Genomic DNA, 19,561 nt, shown 5'->3' with positions numbered 1-19,561 from the left:
GGCCGGGAGATTTGCCATGACCGATGATCGCACCCGCAACCATGTCGCCGTGCCGGAGATCGTACGCGCCGAAATCGCCCGCGACCGTGCCGGACAAAGCTCCCGCCGCCGCCGGCACGATGCCGGCCTTGCCATCAGCCTCGCCACCGCAGCCACCGCCGCCGCCGTGTGGTTTGCCTGGCCGATCAGCGCGGCGCTCGCCACCGACCCCGCCCCCGCGCAGGCCCAGGCGCCGCAGGGCGTGCCGGTCTCGGTCGCGGTCTTGAAGAACCGCGACACCATGAAGTGGGACGAGTTCTCCGGCCGCCTCCAGGCGGTCGAGCGGGTGGATGTGCGCCCGCGTGTCGCCGGCGCGGTCAAGGCCATCCATTTCCGCGAGGGCGCGCTGGTGAAGCAGGGCGACCTGCTCGTCACCATCGATCCCGATCCCTACCAGGCCGCGCTCAACCGCGCCGAGGCGATGCGTCAGGCCGCCGAGGCGCAGGTCGACTTCACGAAAAACGAGGTGGATCGCGGCAAGCAGCTGGTCGACAACCGCGTCGTCTCGGTGCGCGACCTCGACCAGCGCACCAATGCCTATCGCGAGGGCGAGGCCAATCTGCGCGCCGCCGAGGCCGCGGTGCAGACCGCCAAGCTCGACCTCAGCTATACCGAGGTGCGTGCGCCGGTGGACGGCCGCGTCGGCCGCATCGACGTCACGGTCGGCAACCTCGTCGCCGCCGGCCCGACCTCGCCGGTGCTGACCACGCTGGTTTCGGTCGATCCGATCTATGTCGGCTTCGCGGCCGATGAAAGCGCGGTCGGCGAAGCGCTCGCCACGCTCGGCGCCGGCGACGTGCTGGGCGAGATTGCCCGCATCCCGGTCGAGATCGTCACCGCGACCACCGGCGGCAAGCCGGCGACCGGCCATCTGCAGCTGGTCGACAACCAGGTCGAAACCGCCACCGGCACCTTCCGCCTGCGTGCGGTGTTCGACAACAAGGACGGCCGGCTCGTTCCCGGCCAGTTCGCCCGGGTCCGCATGGGCCGTGCCCATACCGAGCCCGCCCTCGTCATCAACGAGCGCGCCATCGGCACCGACCAGGACAAGAAGTTCGTCTTCGTGGTCGGAGCGGACGACAAGGCGGCCTATCGCGAGATCAAGCTCGGCGCGCCGGCCGAGGGCATGCGCGTGGTCGCCAGCGGGCTCAAGGAAGGCGAGCGCATCGTCGTGAACGGCCTGCAGCGTGTGCGTCCCGGCGCGCTGCTCGCGCCGGAGACCGTGCCCATGGAAACCGCTTCCACCGCCAAGCCGGCGGACGACGCCACCTCGGTCGCCGCGCGCTGACCTCTGAAGCGTTTTCGCGCGGCGTGAATTCCGGTTCGCGTGACGAAAACGCGTTGTAGCAACACTTGGAGTCGTCCCGCTGAACAGGCGTTCGCCGGGAAGGCTCTGAATCCAGCGCTGGCTGGCAACGCCTCCTTGGGGGGAGGACGCTATGAATCTGTCCAAATTCTTCATCGACCGGCCGATCTTCGCGGGCGTGCTCTCGGTGCTCATCTTCGTGGCGGGGCTTCTCGCCCTGCGCGTCATGCCCATCTCGGAATATCCCGATGTGGTGCCGCCACAGGTCATCGTGCGCGCGCAATATCCCGGTGCCAGCCCCAAGGTGATCGCGGCGACGGTGGCCACGCCCATCGAGGAGCAGATCAACGGCGTCGAGGACATGCTCTACATGTCTTCGCAAGCCACCACGGACGGCGTGATGACGCTGACCGTCACCTTCAAGCTCGGCACCGACCCGGACAAGGCGACGCAGCTGGTGCAGAATCGCGTCGCCCAGGCCGAGCCCCGCCTGCCGGAAGAGGTGCGCAGCCTTGGGCTCACCACGGCGAAAAGCTCGCCGAACTTCATCATGGTGGTGCATCTGGTCTCGCCCAATGACCGTTACGACATCACCTATCTGCGCAATTACGCCGTGCTGAACGTGAAGGACCGGCTGGCGCGCATCGCGGGCGTCGGCCAGATCGACATTTTCGGCGCTGGCGACTACTCGATGCGGGTCTGGCTCGACCCGCAGAAGATCGCCGAGCACGGCCTTTCCGCCGGCGACGTGGTCAACGAGATCCGCGCGCAGAACGTGCAGGCGGCGGCCGGCATCGTCGGCGCCTCCCCGGCGGCGGAAGGCGTGGAGCTGCAGCTCTCGGTCAACGCGCAGGGCCGGCTGGAGAATGAAGAGGAATTCGGCGACATCGTCGTGAAGACCGGCACCGACGGACAGGTGGTGCGGCTGCGCGACGTCGCCCGCATCGAGCTTGGCGCGGCGGATTACGCGCTGCGCTCGCTGCTCGACAACAAGCAGGCGGTCGGCATCGGCGTGTTCCAGGCGCCGGGCTCCAATGCGCTGGAAATCGCCGAAAACGTGCGCAAGACGATGGAAGAGGTGAAGAAGACGATGCCGGAAGGCGTCGACTACGCCATCGTCTACGACACGACCCGCTTCGTCGACGCCTCCATCGAGGCCGTGGTGCACACGCTGTTCGAGGCGGTGTTCCTCGTCGTCATCGTCGTCGTGGTGTTCCTGCAGACCTGGCGCGCCTCGATCATCCCGCTTCTGGCCGTGCCGGTCTCGATCGTCGGCACCTTCGCGGTGATGTACATATTCGGCTTCTCGATCAACGCGCTGAGCCTGTTCGGGCTGGTGCTGGCCATCGGCATCGTCGTCGATGACGCGATTGTCGTGGTGGAGAATGTCGAGCGCAACATTGAGAACGGGCTTTCCCCGCGCGACGCCGCCTACCGGGCGATGAGCGAGGTGTCGGGTCCCATCATCGCCATCGCGCTGGTGCTGATCGCGGTGTTCGTGCCGCTGGCCTTCATCTCCGGCCTGTCGGGCCAGTTCTACCGGCAGTTCGCACTGACCGTCGCCATCTCGACGGTGATCTCGGCGATCAACTCGCTGACCCTGTCGCCGGCCCTCGCGGCGCTGCTGCTCAAGGGCCACCATGCCGAGCCGGATGCGCTGCAGCGGGTGATCAACTTCCTGTTCGGCTGGTTCTTCCGCGGCTTCAACTATGTGTTCGCGCGCGGATCCAGCGGCTATGGCAGCGGCGTGCGCGGGGCGCTGAAGGTGAAAAGCCTCGTCATGATCTTCTACATCGTGATGCTCGGCGCCACCTGGTGGCTGTTCCAGGCGGTACCCTCGGGCTTCGTGCCGGCGCAGGACAAGCAGTATCTGGTCGGTTTCGCCCAGCTGCCGGACGGTGCCACGCTGGACCGCACGGAGGAGGTCATCCGCAAGATGACGGAGATCACGCTGGCCGAGCCGGGCGTCGCCAATGCGGTCGCCTTCCCCGGCCTGTCCATCGCCGGCTTCTCCAACTCGTCCAATGCCGGCATCGTGTTCTCGACGCTGAAGCCGTTCGAGGAGCGCACGGATCCCTCGCTCTCGGCCGGCGCCATCGCCATGTCGCTGAACAAGAAATACGGCGCGATCCAGGATGCGTTCATCGCCATGTTCCCGCCCCCGCCGGTGCAGGGCCTCGGCGTGGTCGGCGGCTTCAAGCTGCAGATCGAGGATCGGGCCGGCCGCGGCTACGAGGCGCTGGCGGATGTCACCAACGCGTTCATGGCCAAGGCCATGCAGGCGCCCGAACTGGTGGGGCAGTTCAGCACCTTCCAGATCAACGTGCCGCAGCTCTTCGCCAATGTGGACCGCACCAAGGCCCGCCAGCTCGGCGTGCCGATCCAGTCGGTATTCGAGACGCTGCAGGTCTATCTCGGCTCGCTCTATGTGAACGACTTCAACAAGTTCGGCCGCACCTACTCGGTGCGCGCCCAGGCCGACGCGCCCTTCCGCTCCAAGCCGGAGGACATCGGCCAGCTGAAGGTGCGCTCGCTGAGCGGCGAGATGATCCCGCTCTCTGCCCTGCTCAAGGTGGAGATGACGGCGGGGCCGGAACGCGCCCAGCGCTATAACGGCTTCCTGACCGCCGACTTCAACGCCTCGCCCGCGCCCGGTTTTTCCTCGGGCCAGGCGCAGGACGCGGCCAAGCGGATCGCGGCGGAGGTGCTGCCGCCCGGCTTCGATTATGAATGGACCGACCTGACCTATCAGGAGATCCTCGCCGGCAATTCGGCGGTGCTGGTGTTCCCTCTCGCCCTGCTGCTCGTCTTCCTCGTGCTGGCGGCGCAGTATGAGAGCCTCACCCTGCCGATCGCCATCATCATGATCGTGCCGATGGGCCTTCTCGCCGCGCTGTTCGGCGTGTGGCTCGGCCATGGGGACAACAACATCTTCACCCAGATCGGGCTGGTGGTGCTGGTGGGCCTCTCGGCGAAGAACGCGATCCTGATCGTCGAATTCGCCCGCGAGCTGGAATTCCAGGGGCGCAGCCCCGTGGAAGCGGCGATCGAGGCGAGCCGCCTGCGGCTGCGGCCGATCCTGATGACGTCCTTCGCCTTCATCATGGGCGTGCTGCCGCTGGTGCTCTCCACCGGCGCGGGCGCCGAGATGCGGCACGCCATGGGCGTCGCGGTCTTTGCCGGCATGATCGGCGTGACCTTCTTCGGGCTGTTCCTCACGCCCGTCTTCTATGTGCTGCTGCGTCGTCTCGCGGGCAACCGCAAGCTGCGCCAGCACGGCGAGGTGCTCGCCCCCGCCGCCCATCCGGCGGAGTGAGCCCCGAGCGGCCGGCCGGAAAGTCAGGACCCGGCGCCGATACGCCCCCCTCGGCGCCGGGACAATCGCTCTTTCCGGCCGGCCCACCGCGGGCCGGCCGCTCCTCCAGCGGTCGCCGGCCTCAGGCGCCGGCCTCGGGCGCCGGCTTTGGCGCCGGCTTTGGCGGGTTCAGCGCCCAGACCAGCACAGTCATGATGCTGACGCCGATGACGATCCCGACCAGCCGGTCGATCGGCGGCGCCAGCGTGGTCGGCGGGCCCGAGCCCACCAGCGTCACGAGATAGGCGATGGCCGACTGCGTGCCGATATAGGCCTGCGGCGATTTCGCCAGATGCAGCCGGGCGAAGGTGAAGACGCCCAGGAACAGCGCCGCCGTCCACCACGCCTGGCCCGACGCGTCCAGCATCACCACGGCGATGCCGGCGGTGCCGCCGATGATGCAGCCGAAAATGCGCTGCGCGCCGCGATGGCGGGTGGCCAGCGGGTCGGCATCCAGCACGACGAGGCTGGAAATCAGCACCTGCGGCAGCTGGGGCAGATCGAACAGCGCCCAGGTGATGACGATGGTCGCAGCCCCCAGCGCGGCGACGAAGGACTGGCGCCGGGCATTCTCGGCGGAGGAGCCTGCCGCCTGCGCCACGATATGGGCGGGCAGTCCGCCCGCGCGCGGTCCCAGCGCCCAGCTCGACAGCGTGCCGCAGACCACGCCGATGAGGATCTCGTAGAAGCGGTAATGCGCGAACTGATACAGGTCCTGCGGCTGCACCAGGGTGTAGAGGATGAGCAGCGCGAAGGTCAGCGCGCCATAGAACCAGGCGTAGCCATAGGCGCTGCGCTGGCGGCCATAGGTGCCGATCGCCGCCGCCACCGCCACGAGCGCCAGCTGCAGCCATTGCTGACCCTCCATCCATTGGCCGATGGAATAGCCGAGAGCGATGCCGGCCGTGGTGCCGGCCATGCGCAGCACGCCCTTGGTGAACAGCGCGTCGCGATCGACATTGGCGATGATCAGCACGCTCAGCGCCGCCCAGTAGGGATCCTGCAGGTGCATCCACAGCGCGAGATAGACGGCGGCCAGAACACCCGTGGCCGTGGCGAATGCCTGCCGGGTGACGTCATCCATCGTCAGAACCGGATCAGGACGCGGGCATCCGCGCCGTTGAACAGGCCGAGATCCGCCGGCCATTCGTCAAGCGTGATCTCGATGGGGAAACGGCGCGGCAGCCGCACCCAGTCGGTGGTCGGCTCGATATAGGGCACGACCTGCGGATTGTTCGGCGAGCGCGAGATTCCCGCGGCGATGCCGCTGACCCGGCCGTGGTGGATCACCCAGGGGTCCGAGCCCAGCGTCAGCCACACATGCTGGCCGAGGCGGATGCGCGCGAGATGGCGCTCGAACACATTGGCGACCACGCGACGCCGATCCCCGGTCACCACGGCCAGAACCTCCGTGCCGGGCTGGAGATAATCCCCCTTGCGGGTGACGAAGGGCGCGACGCGCCCCGCGCTGGGCGCCGTCACCGTGGTCTTGGAGAACTCGTACTGCGCCCGCGCAAGATCGGCCTGCGCCGAGGCGATGACGGCGCCGGCCACCGCGACGCGGCGGTTGGCGACGTCCAGCGCGGCCTGCGCGGTGAGCACGTTGGCGGTGGCGGTGGCGACATCACGGGTGGCGACGTCGAGACTGGCCTCGGTGGAGAAGCCCTCATTGTTGAGCGACTTGATGCGCCCGAGCTGGGCCTGCGCATTGGTCAGCACCGCCTGCGCGGAACCGACGCCGGCCTGCGAGGCCTTCACCTCGTCCCGCGCCAGATCAAGGTCCGCCTCGGCCTGCGCCAGCGCCGCCTGCGTCTGCTGCACCTTGAGACGGTAGGGCGTCTTCTCGATCTCGAACAGCAGCTGCCCGGCCTCCACCGGCTGGTTGTTCTGCACCGCCAGCGTGGAAATCGGCCCTTCGATCTCGGAGGACAGGACGATGACATTGCTCATCACGTAGGCGTCCGCCGTATAGGCGACATAGCGAACGCTGATCTCGTAAAGAGCGAACAGCCCCACCACGACGCCGACAATGAGCATGACCGGGTGGCGCAGCAGGCGGTTGAGCATGAGGAAACGAATCTCCGGCCCCGCGCGGGCTTGGGGGCGCATCATCGCGGCTTTGCCGGCAAGCCTCAATGCACCGGCTCGCGGTGACGGCGCATTCGGTCGGCTCGCTCGGTCGGCGGAACTAGCCGCCCGTGCGGTCGAAGGCGACGTCGCGAGCGAGCCAGCAGCCGACGCGTGCACCCGTCACGGCTCCGCTCGCCGAGCGGCTCAGCCGCAGCGTCCAGTCGCCGGGAGCGGGCGCATCGAGCGAACGGTGGCAGGCCAGCCGCCACACGTCCTCGCCCACCGGCGTCAGCGCCATCATCGGGCCGGCGCCGAGGAAACCACGAAAGCCGGCGAACCAGCTGCCGCCGGCATCCACGATCTCCATCTCCGATTCCAGCTCCGCCGAGCGGTAGAGCCCGGCCATGGCGGCGCCCACGCCGGGCTCGTGCGGCCGGGCGAGCGGGCGGGCCAGCATGCGTACGGCGTCGCCCGGCCGCTCGATGAGAATGCCCTCCACCTGCCGCGTCAGGGTCATGTCGAGCCCGCGCGCGACGCCGTCCTCGCCGACGCTGAGCGGCTCCGCCCCGCCATCATAGGTGGCCGCGAGCGTGCCGTCGGCATTGACGGCGACCTCCAGCAGAAGGCCGGTTCGCTCGTCGAGAAAGCTTCCGGCGAAACCCCAGGCGGCCGATGCCACGGAGGGCGCGGGCCGGTCGCTCTCGCCCAAAGCGGCGGCGATCACCTGCATGGCGGCACCGAAGCTGTCGCTCTCATGATTGAAGGCGATGGCGACGGAGAGCCGCTCGGAAGGCACCCAATGGCGCGCCAGCCGCCAGCCGCGGATCGCCCCGCCATGCCCGCTCATCGCCCGCCCCCAGCGGGCGCGGCGGATGAGGCCGAGGTGGTAGCCGGCCGGCGACCCGTCCCGGAACGTGGCGGGCGGGCGGCACAGGCGCTGGTAGGGGCTGTCGGGATCCTCGCGCGTGCGGTCGATAAAGCGCTCCCAGGCGATCATGTCGTCGAGCGAGGCGCACAGGCCCGCATCGCCGGCCCAGTGCAGGCGGTTGATTCCCGGCCGCCAGCCCGTGGAAACCGTGCCCTCATAGCCGGTCGCCCCGCCCGGCAGCGCGCCGGTCTCCGGGCCGAACACCGCCGTTTCCATTCCCGCCGGCCCGACCAGCCGCTCGGCCAGCAGATCGCCGAACGCGCGGCCGCTGGCCTGCTCCACGGCGAGAGCCAGCATGCGGAAATTGCCGTTGGAATAGGAATAGGCCGTGCCCGCGCGGAAATGCAGGCTGCGCGTGAGCCCGATCAGATGCACCGCATCGGCCGGGCGGAACGCGCCCTCGGGCATCGCCCCGCACAGCACGCTCAGCGCCCAATAGTCCCGCAGGCCCGACTGGTTGTTGGCGAGGTCGAGCGTCGTCGGCTTCTCGCCTTCGAGCCGCGGCAGCTGGGCGGCGATCAGCGGATCGAGCACGGCGGGGTCGGGCGCCACGTCGAGCAGCGTCGCGCAGGTGAACTGCTTGGTAATGGAGCACAGCGGCGCGATGGTCGCCGGAGTATAGGGCTGGCGCGTCTCCAGATTGGCGAAGCCCCAGCCATGGCGCACGATCGGCACGCCATCCTTCACCACCGCCACCGCCCCGCCCGGGCCGGGGTAGCGGCGCGGCAGATCCGCGATGACGCGATCGAGCGCGTTGGCGTTGAGCGATGTCATGACGGTTCCTTCGAGGATCGCCGATCACGCCGCGCCGAGATAGCGGCGGGCGAGGTGCGCCTTGAACACGCCCGCATCGAGCGGCCGGCCGGTGGCGCGGGTCAGCAGTTCGTCCGTCGCGTAGCGCGATCCCTCTCCGTGGACATGGGCGCGCAGCCAGCCGACCAGCGGGGCGAAATCGCCGCGCGCGATGCCCGGCAGCGCGTCCGGCTCGGCGCGGCAGGCCGCATCGAACAGCTGCGCCGCGGTCATGGCGCCCAGCGTATAGGTGGGGAAATAGCCCCAGCCGCCCGAGGGCCAGTGAATATCCTGCAGGCAGCCGAGCCGGTCATCGGGCGGGGTGATGCCGAGCAGGTCCTTCATCCCGGCATTCCACGCCGCCGGCAGGTCGGCCAGCGGCATCTCGTCGGCGATCAGCGCCTTTTCCAGCCGGTAGCGCAGGATGACATGGGCGGGGTACGTCACCTCGTCGGCATCGACGCGGATGAAGCCGCGCTCGACGCGCGTGTAGCGCCGCCACAGCGCCTCCGCGTCCCAGCCGGGGCCGCTGCCGCCAAAGGTCTCGCGCATCAGCGGGGCGGCGAAGGTGAGAAACTCCGGCGAGCGGCAGGCCTGCATCTCCATGATGAGCGACTGGCTCTCATGCAGGCTCATGCCGCGCGCCTGCCCGACCGGCTGGCCCATATAGGCGGCCGGCCGGCCCTGCTCGTAGAGCGCGTGGCCGGTCTCGTGGATCACGCCCATCAGCGCCTTGCCGAAATCGGCCTCGTCATAGCGGGTGGTGATGCGCACGTCGTTATCGGCGCCGCCGCAGAAGGGGTGGGTGGAAATGTCGAGCCGGCCGCGCTCGAAATCATAGCCCAGCGCCGTCATGACGCGCATGCCGAGCCGGCGCTGCGCCTCGATCGGGAACGGCCCCTCGATCGCGGCGGGGGCGGGCCGGCGCTGCTGGGCGGCGATCGCCTCCTCGGCAAAACCGGGGAGAAAGGCGGCGAGGTCGTCGAACAGCCCGTCAATGCGTGCCGCGCTCCCGCCCGGCTCATAATCGTTGAGCAGCGCGTCATAGACGGAAAGGCCGAGCGTCGCGCCCTTGGCGGCGCCCGCCTCGCGCTGCAGCTTCAGCACTTCGGCGAGATAAGGCAGCAGCGCGGGGAAATCGGCATCGGCCCGCGCCTGCCGCCATGCCATTTCGCTGGCGGAAATCGCCTTGCTCGACGCCTCGACGAGATCGGTCGGCAGGGCGGTCTCCACCGTCCACACCCGCCGGATCTCGCGCAGATTGGCCCGCTCCCAGCCGCCCAGCCCGTCCTCCTGCTCCGCCGCGCCGAGCCAGTCGCCGATGCGCGGGTCGACCGCCATGTCGTGCGCCAGCACGCGCAGCAGGGCGAGGCTGTCCGCCCGGCTGCCGGCGGCGCCCCTGGGCATCATGGTGTCGCTGTCCCATTGCAGGATGCCGATGGCGTTCGACATCGCGGCGATGCGGCTGAAATGGCCGGTGAGCGCGGCATAGGCGGACATGAATTACCTCTCCCGAAGCGGCGCGAAACGTGGCGCGAAACGTGGCGCGTCGTGTCGGGTCAGTCGACACGTGGACGGCCCGTCACGCTTTCCGGCAGTAGCATGCCGGCAGCCACCCTCGCCAGCGGGCACGGTGTCAGCGCGCGCGGTTCCGGCCGGTCGCGGCCCGCGCGGGGGCCAGCCGCAGGGCGGAACCCGAAGGCGCGCGCGTGCCGCCACGATCCTGCGGCGCGTCGTGGTCGCGGGGGAGCAGCATCACCGCGAAACCCATCTGCGCGCTGGCGAAGGTGATGCCGACGCAGACGACCAGCACCAGCGCGGCGAGCCCGCCGAACGGGGACTGCCCTATCAGCGTGCCGAGCCGCGCGACATCCAGCAGCAGGAGCGCGCCGACGAAAAGCACGGCGAGGCCGAAGCCGATCAATGCATGGCGGATGAGAAATCGGACAAGCCGGGGCATGCTGGCCTCCCGCGCGGCAGACACGCCGTCCCATCGGACGCTCGCCCCGCGCATCGCGTCAATCTAGACCCGCCGCCCCCGGATGAAAACGGCCAACCTGCGGGCGGGCATTCCCCCGCGCCGGCCGTGACTGCGGGCTGCACGGAGCCTCCCCGGTCCGGGCGTGGTGGCGAGGGAGGGCGGCGAGGGAGCGCGGCAAAGACCCTGCCCTGCCTCAGGAAGATCGGCCCGGACCGCTTGCCGCCCGGCTGGCGGCGAACACGGCGGCGATGGCGGCGAGCAGGGCGATGACGGCGAGCAGGGGCAGGCTCTCGCGTACCGCCGCGAGCAGGCCCGCGGCGCTCGCCGTCTGCCAGGCACTCCCGCCGCCCTCGATCGCCGCGAGATGCCAGGTCAACAGGGTGGCGCCGCCGGCGACGCCCAGGCTGGTGCCCAGCGCCCGCATCAGGTTGAGCAGCGAGCCGGCGGCGCCCGACAGGGCCGGCGGCACCGCGGCGATGGTGACCGTGTTGTTCGGCGCTATGAACAGGCCGAGCCCGATACCGAACAGCGCATAGGCGATGGCATCGAACAGCCGGTGCTCCTCCACCCGCCCAAGCGTGACGATCAGCAGGCCGACGCCGGCCAGGCTCGACGCCATCGCCACCCAGCCGATGCGGCGGCTGCCGAGACGCTGGCGCGCCCAATTGCTGAACGGCGCCGACAGGCCGATCGCCACCGGGATGATGGCGAGGTGGAATCCCGCCTCGCGCGGCGGCTCGCCGAAGCCGTGCTCCTGCGCGAAGGACATGAGGAAGAACATGCCGAACAGCAGCGCATAGCCGAGAGCCACCGCGAGTGCCCCACTGCTGAAGGCGGCACGCGCGAACAGGCGCGGATCGATCAGCGGCGCGGGAAAGCGGCGCTCGCGGCGGACGAGCAGCGCCAGCAGCACGAGGGCGAGGGCGAGACCGCCCAGCGTGTAGGGCGAGGCCAGCCCCCAGGACGAAACATGGTTCAGCACCGCCACGACCAGCACCAAGGCCGGGCCGATGAGCAGCGCACCGCCCCAGTCGAATGCCGCGCCGCGATCGATGCCGGTGCTGCGCGGCAGCGCGAGCCAGCCGATGACGACGGCGAGCGCGCCGAACGGCACGGTGAGCCAGAAGATCCAGCGCCAGCCGAGCGTGGCGAGCACCAGCCCACCCAGCGCCGGCCCGGCGCTCATGCCCACCGCCTGCGCCGCCGCGAAAAAGCCCAGCGCCCGCCCACGCTGCTCCGGCGAGACGGTCTTCACCAGGATGGAAATGCTGTTGGCGCCCAGCAGCGAGCCGCCGACCCCCTGGAGGAAGCGGAACAGCACCAGTTGCTCGAAACTGCCGGCAAAGCCGCACAGCGCGCTCGCCACGATGAAAATGGCGTAGCCGGCGATGTACAGCGTCTTGCGGCCGAACATCTCGCACAGTCGGCCGAAGATCGGCAGGAAGGAGACGAAGGCCGCGAGATAGGCCAGCGCGATCCAGCTGACATGCGCGATCGGCGCGTCGAACACCCGGCCCAGCGCCGGCAGCGCAAGCTGCACGATGGTGGCGTCGAGCTGGCCGACAAAGGCGCCCACGGACACCAGCCCGACCACGAGCCAGGGATGCCAGTCCTTGCCCTCCAACCATCTGAGCGGCGCCGGCTCCACGAGCAGCCGGTCCAGTCGCGAGCGGGGCGCGGACACGGGCGGGAGGTCTGGAAGGGATGACATGCCGTCACTATCGGAATGCAGGGAAAAACCGGGCAGGCCTCTCGGGCGAGAGGCCTGCGAGCTTATCCACGTACAGGCGCGATGTCCTCCCCCCGCCTGCGGGTTTCCCGGTTGGGCAACAGCCGAAATGCGCGCCCGCGCCGGGCGATCAGCCGGAGGCGGCGAGTTCGAGGCGCCGGTTGAGCGTGAGCGCCACCATGGTGCAGATCGCGCCGGAGAGAAGATAGCCGCCGGAGGCCGGCAGACCGAAATGGCTCGACAGCAGCAGGGCGGCGAGCGGGGCGAAGCCGGCGCCGAACAGCCAGGCGAAATCATTGGTCAGCGCCGAGGCGGTGTAGCGGTATTTCGGCGTGAACTTGGAGGCCACGATGCCCGAGGACTGGCCGAAGGAAATGCCGAGCAGGATGAAGGCGACGACCATGAACACGGTTTCGCCGAGGAAGCCGCCGGCGAGGAATTGCGGGGCGAAGCCGCTGAACACGGCGATCGCCACCGCCGAACCCGCGAGCAGCCGGCGCCGGCCAATCCGGTCGGCGATGACGCCCGAGGCGAATACCGCGATGAGGCCGCAGAACGCCGCCCCCACCTCGATGATGAGGAAGCGGGTCGGCCGTTCCGAGGTGAACAGGAACACCCAGGAGAGCGGGAACACCGTCACCATGTGGAAAAGCGCGAAGGTCGCCAGCGGCGCGAAGGCGCCGATCAGGATGTCCTTGCCCTCCGAGCGCAACGTGTCGATCACCGGCTGCGGCTCAAGGTCGCCGCTCTCGAACAGCGCGGCATATTGCGGCGTCACCGCCATGCGCAGGCGGGAGAACAGCGCCACCACGTTGATGGCGAAGGCGACGAAGAAGGGATAGCGCCAGCCCCAGTCGAAGAAATCGGCCGCCGAGAGATTGCCGAGGAAGAACGCGAACAGCGCGCTGGCGATGATCAGGCCGATGAGCGCGCCGAGCTGCGGCAGCATGGCATACCAGCCGCGCCGGCCTTCCGGTGCCCGCATGGCCAGAAGCGGGGCGAGCCCGTCCCAGGTACCGCCCCAGGCGAGGCCCTGGCCGATTCGCAGGATCGCCAGCATCCACACCACGGCGCTGCCCAGCGTATTGTGCGAGGGCAGGAAGGCGATGGCGACGGTGGAGGTGCCGAGCAGGAAAAGCGCCGCCGTCAGCTTGGCGCCGCGGCCGTGATGCCGGTCGATCGCCATGAACAGCGTGGTGCCGAACGGGCGGGCGATGAAAGCAAGGGCAAAGATCGCGAACGAGTAGATCGTGCCGGTGAGCGGGTCGACGAAGGGGAAGACAAGTTTCGGAAACACCACCACGGAAGCGATGGCATAGACGAAGAAATCGAAGAACTCGGAAGCGCGGCCGATGACAACGCCCACCGCTATCTCGCCGGGATGCACATCTCCGCCATGAGCATGAATTTCCCGAGCGTCCTGCTCAAGCGTAGTCGTTGTTGAGGCCATCGTTCTTACCAAATCTCGAAAAGATGTAAACTCTAGACTGACGCCCGTTCCGGCCTTTCGATATCGCACGGCACGGTTAGCATCGATCCCCCATGGTCGGGATGCGACACTTCGACATGGCAGCTTTGACTTGATATTGGAATTGCTGCGATGCAGCTATTGGCGCCAAATGTGGAACATCGTGGGTGTACATGTCGTTGCGTCGCCTTCATCTCATCGCGCTGCTGCCGCTGGCCGCAGCACTCAGCGGCTGCAACTTCGTCGTGCTCGCCCCGACGGGGGATGTCGCTGCACAGCAGCGTGACCTCCTGGTCATCTCGACCCTGCTCATGCTGCTCATCATCATCCCGGTGATGGCGCTGACCGCGTTCTTCGCCTGGAAATATCGCGCGTCCAACACGACCGCGCGCTACGAGCCGGAATGGAGCCACTCCACGCAGATGGAGCTGGTGATCTGGTCGGCGCCGCTGCTCATCATCATCTGCCTCGGCGCGCTGACCTGGATGGGCACCCACCTGCTCGACCCCTGGCGCCCGCTCGACCGCATCTCCGCCGACCAGCCGGTGCCGGCCGACGTGAAGCCGCTCGACGTGCAGGTCGTCGCGCTCGACTGGAAATGGCTGTTCATCTACCCCGAACAGGGCATCGCCACGGTCAACGACCTCGCCGCCCCGGTGGACCGGCCGATTCGCTTCCACATCACCGCCTCCTCGGTGATGAACGCGTTCTACGTTCCCACGCTGGCCGGCATGATCTACGCCATGCCGGCGATGCGCACGGAGCTCAACGCCGTTGCCAATTCGCCCGTCGATTCGCGCGGCTTCTCGTCCAATTATTCCGGCGCCGGATTCTCGGGCATGTCGTTCCGCTTCCGGGCGCTGGACGATGCCGCCTTCGCCGCCTGGGTGGACGAGGCCCGCACGAGCGAGAGCCAGCTGACCCGCGCGAACTATCTCGAACTGGAGAGGCCGAGCCAGAACGTGCCGGTGCAGCGCTTCGCCGCCATCGACCCCACCCTGTTCGACGCCATCCTCAACCTGTGCGTCGAGCCCGGCAAGATGTGCATGAGCGACATGATGGCGATCGACGCCAAGGGCGGGCAGGACATGGCGAGCGTCACCAACACGCTGCCGCTGACCTATGACAAGCACAGCCGGCGCGGCACCGTGCTGGGCGGCCAGGCGAATTATGTGGTCGGCATCTGCACGCCCGAGGACCTGTCCACGGCGTTGACGCTGTCCGCGGCCAAACCCGCGCGCGGCGGCGATCTCGCGCCCGTGCAGGGCGCCGGCCTGCCGCTGCCGGCGCTGAACGCGCCGTCCTTCACCCCGATCCGTCTGCCGTCGAGCGCGGCCCTTCCCGGCCCGCGCCGGCCCTCCAACTCCTGACGGCCCCCATGACCGAGCAACCGACGATCGCGCCGAGCTTTCTCTTCGGCCGGTTCACCCTTGAGGCGATCCCCTATCACGAGCCCATCCTGGTCGCGACGTTCATCGCCGTCGCCATCGGCGGCATCGCGGTGCTGGGGGCGATCAGCTATTTCCGCCTGTGGGGCTATCTCTGGAAGGAGTGGTTCACCAGCGTCGACCACAAGCGCATCGGCATCATGTACATGGTGCTCGGCATCATCATGCTGCTGCGCGGCTTCGCCGACGCCATCATGATGCGCCTGCAGCAGGCGCTGGCCTTCGGCGGCTCCGAGGGCTACCTGCCGGCCCACCACTATGATCAGGTGTTCACCGCCCATGGCGTGATCATGATCTTCTTCGTGGCGATGCCGCTGGTCACCGGCCTGATGAACTACGTGGTGCCGCTGCAGATCGGCGCGCGCGACGTCTCCTTCCCGTTCCTCAACAATTTCTCGTTCTGGATGACGGTGTCGGGCGCCATCCTGGTGATGACCTCGCTGTTCATCGGCGAGTTCGCGCAGACCGGCTGGCTCGCCTATCCCCCGCTGTCGGGGATCGCCTACAGTCCCAATGTGGGTGTGGACTACTACATCTGGGCGTTGCAGATCGCCGGCGTGGGCACGACGCTGTCGGGCATCAACCTCATCTGCACCATCGTGAAGATGCGTTGCCCCGGCATGACCATGATGAAGATGCCGGTCTTCACCTGGACCTCGCTCTGCACCAACGTGCTGATCGTCGCCACCTTCCCGATCCTGACCGCGACGCTGGCCCTGCTGACCGCCGACCGCTATCTCGGCACCAACTTCTTCACGAACGATCTCGGCGGCAACCCGATGATGTACGTGAACCTGATCTGGATCTGGGGCCACCCGGAGGTCTACATCCTCATCCTGCCGGCCTTCGGCATCTTCTCGGAAGTGACCTCGGCCTTCTCCGGCAAGCGGCTGTTCGGCTACACCTCGATGGTCTACGCGACAGTGGTCATCACCATCCTGTCCTACCTCGTGTGGCTGCACCACTTCTTCACCATGGGCTCCGGCGCCAGCGTGAACTCGTTCTTCGGGATCACCACCATGATCATCTCGATCCCGACGGGCGCGAAGATGTTCAACTGGCTGTTCACCATGTATCGCGGCCGCATCCGCTTCGAACTGCCGATGATGTACACGATCGCCTTCATGCTGACCTTCGTGATCGGCGGCATGACCGGCGTGCTGCTGGCGGTGCCGCCGGCCGATTTCGTGCTGCACAACTCGCTGTTCCTGATCGCGCATTTCCACAACGTGATCATTGGCGGCGTGGTGTTCGGCCTGTTCGCCGGCATCGCCTTCTGGTGGCCCAAGGCGTTCGGCTTCCGGCTGGATCCGTTCTGGGGCAAAATGTCGTTCTGGTTCTGGGTGGTGGGCTTCTACGTCGCCTTCATGCCGCTCTACGTGCTCGGCCTGATGGGCGTGACCCGCCGCCTGCGCGTGTTCGACGACCCCTCGCTGCACATCTGGTTCATCATCGCCGCCTTCGGCGCCTTCCTCATCGCGCTCGGCATCGCCTCGTTCCTGATCCAGATCGCCGTCAGCATCAAGAACCGCGACAAGCTGCGCGACACCACGGGCGACCCGTGGGACGCGCGCACGCTGGAATGGGCGACCTCGTCGCCGCCGCCGGACTACAATTTCGCCTTCACCCCGGTGGTGCATGACCTCGACGCGTGGTGGGACATGAAGCACCGCGGCGCCGCGCGTCCGCTCACCGGGTTCAGGCCGATCCACATGCCGCGCAATTCCGGCACCGGCCCGATCCTCGCGGCGATCAGCTTCGTGCTCGGCTTCGCGCTGATCTGGTACATCTGGTGGCTGGCGGCGCTCGCCTTCGTCGCGCTGCTCGGCACCGCCATCGCCCATACCTTCAACTACAACCGCGATTTCGACATTCCCGCCGACGTCATCGCCCGCACGGAGGAGGCGCGCACCAAGCTGCTCGCCGCACAGGTGAACGCATGAGCAGCGCCGCGACCCCCGCCAGCGATGCGCCCGTCTTCTTCGATCTGAACGAGCATCCGCACCCGGAAGGCCACAGCACCTCGCTGGGCTTCTGGATCTATCTGATGAGCGATTGCCTCATCTTCGCGGTGCTGTTCGCCACCTTCGCGGTGCTGAGCGGCAGCTTCGCCGCCGGCCCTGGCCCGCGCGAATTGTTCGAGCTACCGCTGGTGGCGCTCAACACCTCGATGCTGCTGCTGTCCTCCATCACCTATGGCTTCGCCATGCTGACGATGGAAAAGGACCGCGTGGCCGCCACCCAGGCGTGGCTCGCCATCACCGCGCTGTTCGGCATCGCCTTCCTGTCGATCGAGCTGTACGAGTTCCACCACCTGATCGCCGAGGGCGCCACGCCCCAGCGCAGCGCCTTCCTGTCCGCCTTCTTCGTGCTGGTCGGCACGCACGGGCTGCATGTCACCTTCGGCACGATCTGGCTGTTCACGCTGATGGTCCAGGTGAAGCAGCGCGGGCTGGTCCCCGGCAACAAGCGCCGGCTGATGTGCCTGTCCATGTTCTGGCACTTCCTGGACGTGGTCTGGATCGGCGTGTTCACCTTCGTCTATCTGATGGGAGTGCTGCGATGAGCGCGCACGACACCTCCGCCGCGCACGCCCCCGCAGACGCGCATGACGCCCACGGCGCCGAGCCGCACGGCTCGCTGCGCGGGTACATGATCGGCTTCATCCTGTCGGTCATCCTCACCGCCATTCCGTTCTGGCTGGTGATGACCGGCGCGCTCGGCAGCACCACCGCGACGGCCTTCGCCATCATGGGCCTCGCCGTGGTGCAGATCGTGGTGCACATGGTGTACTTCCTGCACATGAACTTCCGCACCGAAGGCGGATGGTCCATGCTGGCGCTGGTCTTCACCCTGATCCTCGTGGTGATCATGCTCGCCGGCTCGATGTGGGTGATGTACCACCTCAACACCAACATGATGCCGGGCGCCCACGACATGAGACAGATGCTGTGAGCAAACCGCCCGCCGGGGCGCCGCGAATCGGGCCCGGCAAAACCGCGCAGCCGCGCCGGAGCGCCGGCGGCCTCGACGACCGGCGACGAACGGCGCGCGCGCCGCTCCTGTTCCTGTGCGCGGCCTTTGCCGTGGTGTTCGGCGGTCTCGGCATCTGGCAGGTGGAGCGCCTGTTCTGGAAGCTGGACCTCATCGCCCGCGTCGACGCGCGCATTCATGCCGAGCCCATCCCCGCGCCGGGGCCGCAATCCTTCACCGCCCCACCCACGGGCGAGAGCGAATACCGGCGCGTGCAGCTGGACGGCCGGTTCCTCAACGACCGTGAGACACTGGTCCAGGCCGTTACCGAGCAGGGCGGCGGCTTCTGGGTGATGACGCCCTTCATCACCAATCGCGGCTTCGTCGTGCTGGTCAATCGCGGCTTCGTGCCGCCCGAGCGTCGCGCGCCGGACAGCCGGGCGGACGGGCAGATCGAGGGGCCGGCCCGCCTCATCGGCCTGATGCGCCTCACCGAGCCGGGCGGCGGCTTCCTGCGCGAGAACGACCCCGCCACGGAGCGCTGGTACTCGCGCGATGTCGCGGCCATTGCCGAGGCACGCGGCCTCGACAAGCTGGTGGCGGTCGCGCCCTATTTCGTCGACGCCGATGCCGCCCCGGTGGCGGGCGGCTTTCCCGTCGGCGGCCTGACGGTGGTGGGCTTCTCCAACAACCACCTCATCTACGCCCTCACCTGGTTCGCGCTCGCGGCCCTGTGCGGGGGCGGCTTCGTCGTGGTGTGGCGGCGGCGGGTCTGAGCGCCCGTCGGCCCGCTCCTCCTTGATCGTGCCGCCCTCCCCCGGCCGGGCGCGAACGGCGGCAGGGGCAACCGGCGTCTAGCCGATGATCGCGTAGTGCGCGTCGGTCGGCAGACCGCCATTGATCGGCGTGATGTCCTGCGGGCAGGCCGAGAACACCACGATGCACTCGCGCGCCGCGCGCAGCACCACCTTGTCGCCGGGCTTGGAGGGCGGCGTGCCCTGCACCAGCGCGAAATCCTGCTCGATCGGGATGTTCATGAACAGGTTGAGCGGCTGGGGGATGTGGTGGAAGTCGAGGCCCAGATCGGCCAGCGCCTCGATCATGTTGTCCGCGCAGTTGCGGTGGTATTCGGTGCAGCCGAGGCGCTCATAGCGCCAGCGGTCGCAGGCGGCCATGATGGTGTCGTGGATGCCCGAGGACGTATCCGCCTCCAGCACCAGGATCGGCTCGCGCCGGTTGGTGTAGAGCGTCTGGCCCACCGCCGGCATCAGCCGCCCGTTCTCGACGCGCGTGTGCATCATCGACATGTGGTGGTCGAGATCCTCGGGGCAGAACGCCCAGGTGTCCACCACCTGGGTGCCCGAACTGTTGATCACCTCGATCGCCTGGCCGCTGGCGAGGCGCACGGCCTTGCCGTGGCGGGCGGGAATGGTCTGCATCGTCATGGTGGTCTCCTTCGGGCGGAGGTGGCG

General features: G+C 68.3%; 15 protein-coding genes. 7 read left to right on the top strand and 8 right to left on the bottom strand.

Annotated features, from left to right (window positions below):
* Window positions 1-16: 16 nt before the first annotated feature.
* Complete coding sequence (locus tag QOZ99_RS12445) at window positions 17-1,327, top strand: efflux RND transporter periplasmic adaptor subunit (protein WP_306890299.1); 1,311 nt, start codon at window positions 17-19, stop codon at window positions 1,325-1,327.
* 151 nt (window positions 1,328-1,478) lie between these two features.
* Window positions 1,479-4,661, top strand: coding sequence for an efflux RND transporter permease subunit (locus QOZ99_RS12440; RefSeq protein WP_306890298.1), 3,183 nt, complete (start codon window positions 1,479-1,481; stop codon window positions 4,659-4,661).
* A 121-nt stretch (window positions 4,662-4,782) separates the two neighbouring features.
* On the opposite strand, the gene QOZ99_RS12435 is transcribed toward QOZ99_RS12440, so the two are convergent.
* From QOZ99_RS12435 to QOZ99_RS12405, 7 genes are all read right to left on the bottom strand, one after another.
* Entirely contained in the window at window positions 4,783-5,784 is a 1,002-nt protein-coding gene (locus QOZ99_RS12435; protein WP_306890296.1) for an FUSC family protein, read from the bottom strand.
* 2 nt (window positions 5,785-5,786) lie between these two features.
* Entirely contained in the window at window positions 5,787-6,812 is a 1,026-nt protein-coding gene (locus QOZ99_RS12430; RefSeq protein ID WP_306890295.1) for an HlyD family secretion protein, read from the bottom strand.
* A 76-nt stretch (window positions 6,813-6,888) separates the two neighbouring features.
* On the bottom strand, window positions 6,889-8,472 hold the full coding sequence (locus tag QOZ99_RS12425) for a D-aminopeptidase (protein WP_306890294.1): 1,584 nt from the start codon (window positions 8,470-8,472) through the stop codon (window positions 6,889-6,891).
* 24 nt (window positions 8,473-8,496) lie between these two features.
* On the bottom strand, window positions 8,497-9,990 hold the full coding sequence (locus QOZ99_RS12420; protein WP_306890293.1) for a carboxypeptidase M32: 1,494 nt from the start codon (window positions 9,988-9,990) through the stop codon (window positions 8,497-8,499).
* Window positions 9,991-10,126: 136 nt separating this feature from the next.
* The gene (locus QOZ99_RS12415) at window positions 10,127-10,450 is read right to left on the bottom strand and encodes a hypothetical protein (RefSeq protein ID WP_306890292.1); all 324 of its coding nucleotides are present in this window, start codon (window positions 10,448-10,450) and stop codon (window positions 10,127-10,129) included.
* A gap of 214 nt (window positions 10,451-10,664) precedes the next feature.
* Window positions 10,665-12,155, bottom strand: a complete 1,491-nt coding sequence (locus tag QOZ99_RS12410; protein ID WP_306890291.1) for an MFS transporter — start codon at window positions 12,153-12,155, stop codon at window positions 10,665-10,667.
* A gap of 175 nt (window positions 12,156-12,330) precedes the next feature.
* Window positions 12,331-13,650, bottom strand: a complete 1,320-nt coding sequence (locus tag QOZ99_RS12405; RefSeq protein ID WP_306890290.1) for an MFS transporter — start codon at window positions 13,648-13,650, stop codon at window positions 12,331-12,333.
* A 197-nt stretch (window positions 13,651-13,847) separates the two neighbouring features.
* Here QOZ99_RS12405 and cyoA point away from each other — a divergent pair, with 197 nt between their 5' ends.
* Genes cyoA through QOZ99_RS12380 form a run of 5 tightly spaced genes read left to right on the top strand, consistent with a single transcriptional unit; the run spans window position 13,848 to window position 18,865 of the window.
* A complete protein-coding gene (gene cyoA, locus QOZ99_RS12400; RefSeq protein ID WP_306890404.1) occupies window positions 13,848-15,038 on the top strand; it encodes a ubiquinol oxidase subunit II in 1,191 nt (396 codons plus the stop codon).
* An 8-nt stretch (window positions 15,039-15,046) separates the two neighbouring features.
* Window positions 15,047-17,059: a cytochrome o ubiquinol oxidase subunit I gene (gene cyoB / locus QOZ99_RS12395; RefSeq protein WP_306890289.1), complete on the top strand. Its 2,013-nt coding sequence runs from the start codon at window positions 15,047-15,049 to the stop codon at window positions 17,057-17,059.
* Entirely contained in the window at window positions 17,056-17,682 is a 627-nt protein-coding gene (cyoC, locus tag QOZ99_RS12390) for a cytochrome o ubiquinol oxidase subunit III (RefSeq protein ID WP_306890288.1), read from the top strand. The genes cyoB and cyoC overlap by 4 nt, the downstream gene beginning before the upstream one ends.
* Window positions 17,679-18,071, top strand: coding sequence for a cytochrome o ubiquinol oxidase subunit IV (cyoD, locus tag QOZ99_RS12385; RefSeq protein WP_306890287.1), 393 nt, complete (start codon window positions 17,679-17,681; stop codon window positions 18,069-18,071). The genes cyoC and cyoD overlap by 4 nt, the downstream gene beginning before the upstream one ends.
* The gene (locus QOZ99_RS12380; protein WP_370876843.1) at window positions 18,068-18,865 is read left to right on the top strand and encodes an SURF1 family protein; all 798 of its coding nucleotides are present in this window, start codon (window positions 18,068-18,070) and stop codon (window positions 18,863-18,865) included. The genes cyoD and QOZ99_RS12380 overlap by 4 nt, the downstream gene beginning before the upstream one ends.
* 78 nt (window positions 18,866-18,943) lie before the next feature.
* On the opposite strand, the gene QOZ99_RS12375 is transcribed toward QOZ99_RS12380, so the two are convergent.
* Window positions 18,944-19,534: a DUF1989 domain-containing protein gene (locus QOZ99_RS12375; RefSeq protein WP_306890286.1), complete on the bottom strand. Its 591-nt coding sequence runs from the start codon at window positions 19,532-19,534 to the stop codon at window positions 18,944-18,946.
* Window positions 19,535-19,561: the final 27 nt, after the last annotated feature.

Origin of the sequence: Ancylobacter amanitiformis (genome assembly GCF_030814815.1) — a bacterium.
Classification (GTDB): Bacteria; Pseudomonadota; Alphaproteobacteria; order Rhizobiales; family Xanthobacteraceae; genus Ancylobacter; species Ancylobacter amanitiformis.
This window is presented reverse-complemented; position numbering and strand designations above follow the sequence as displayed.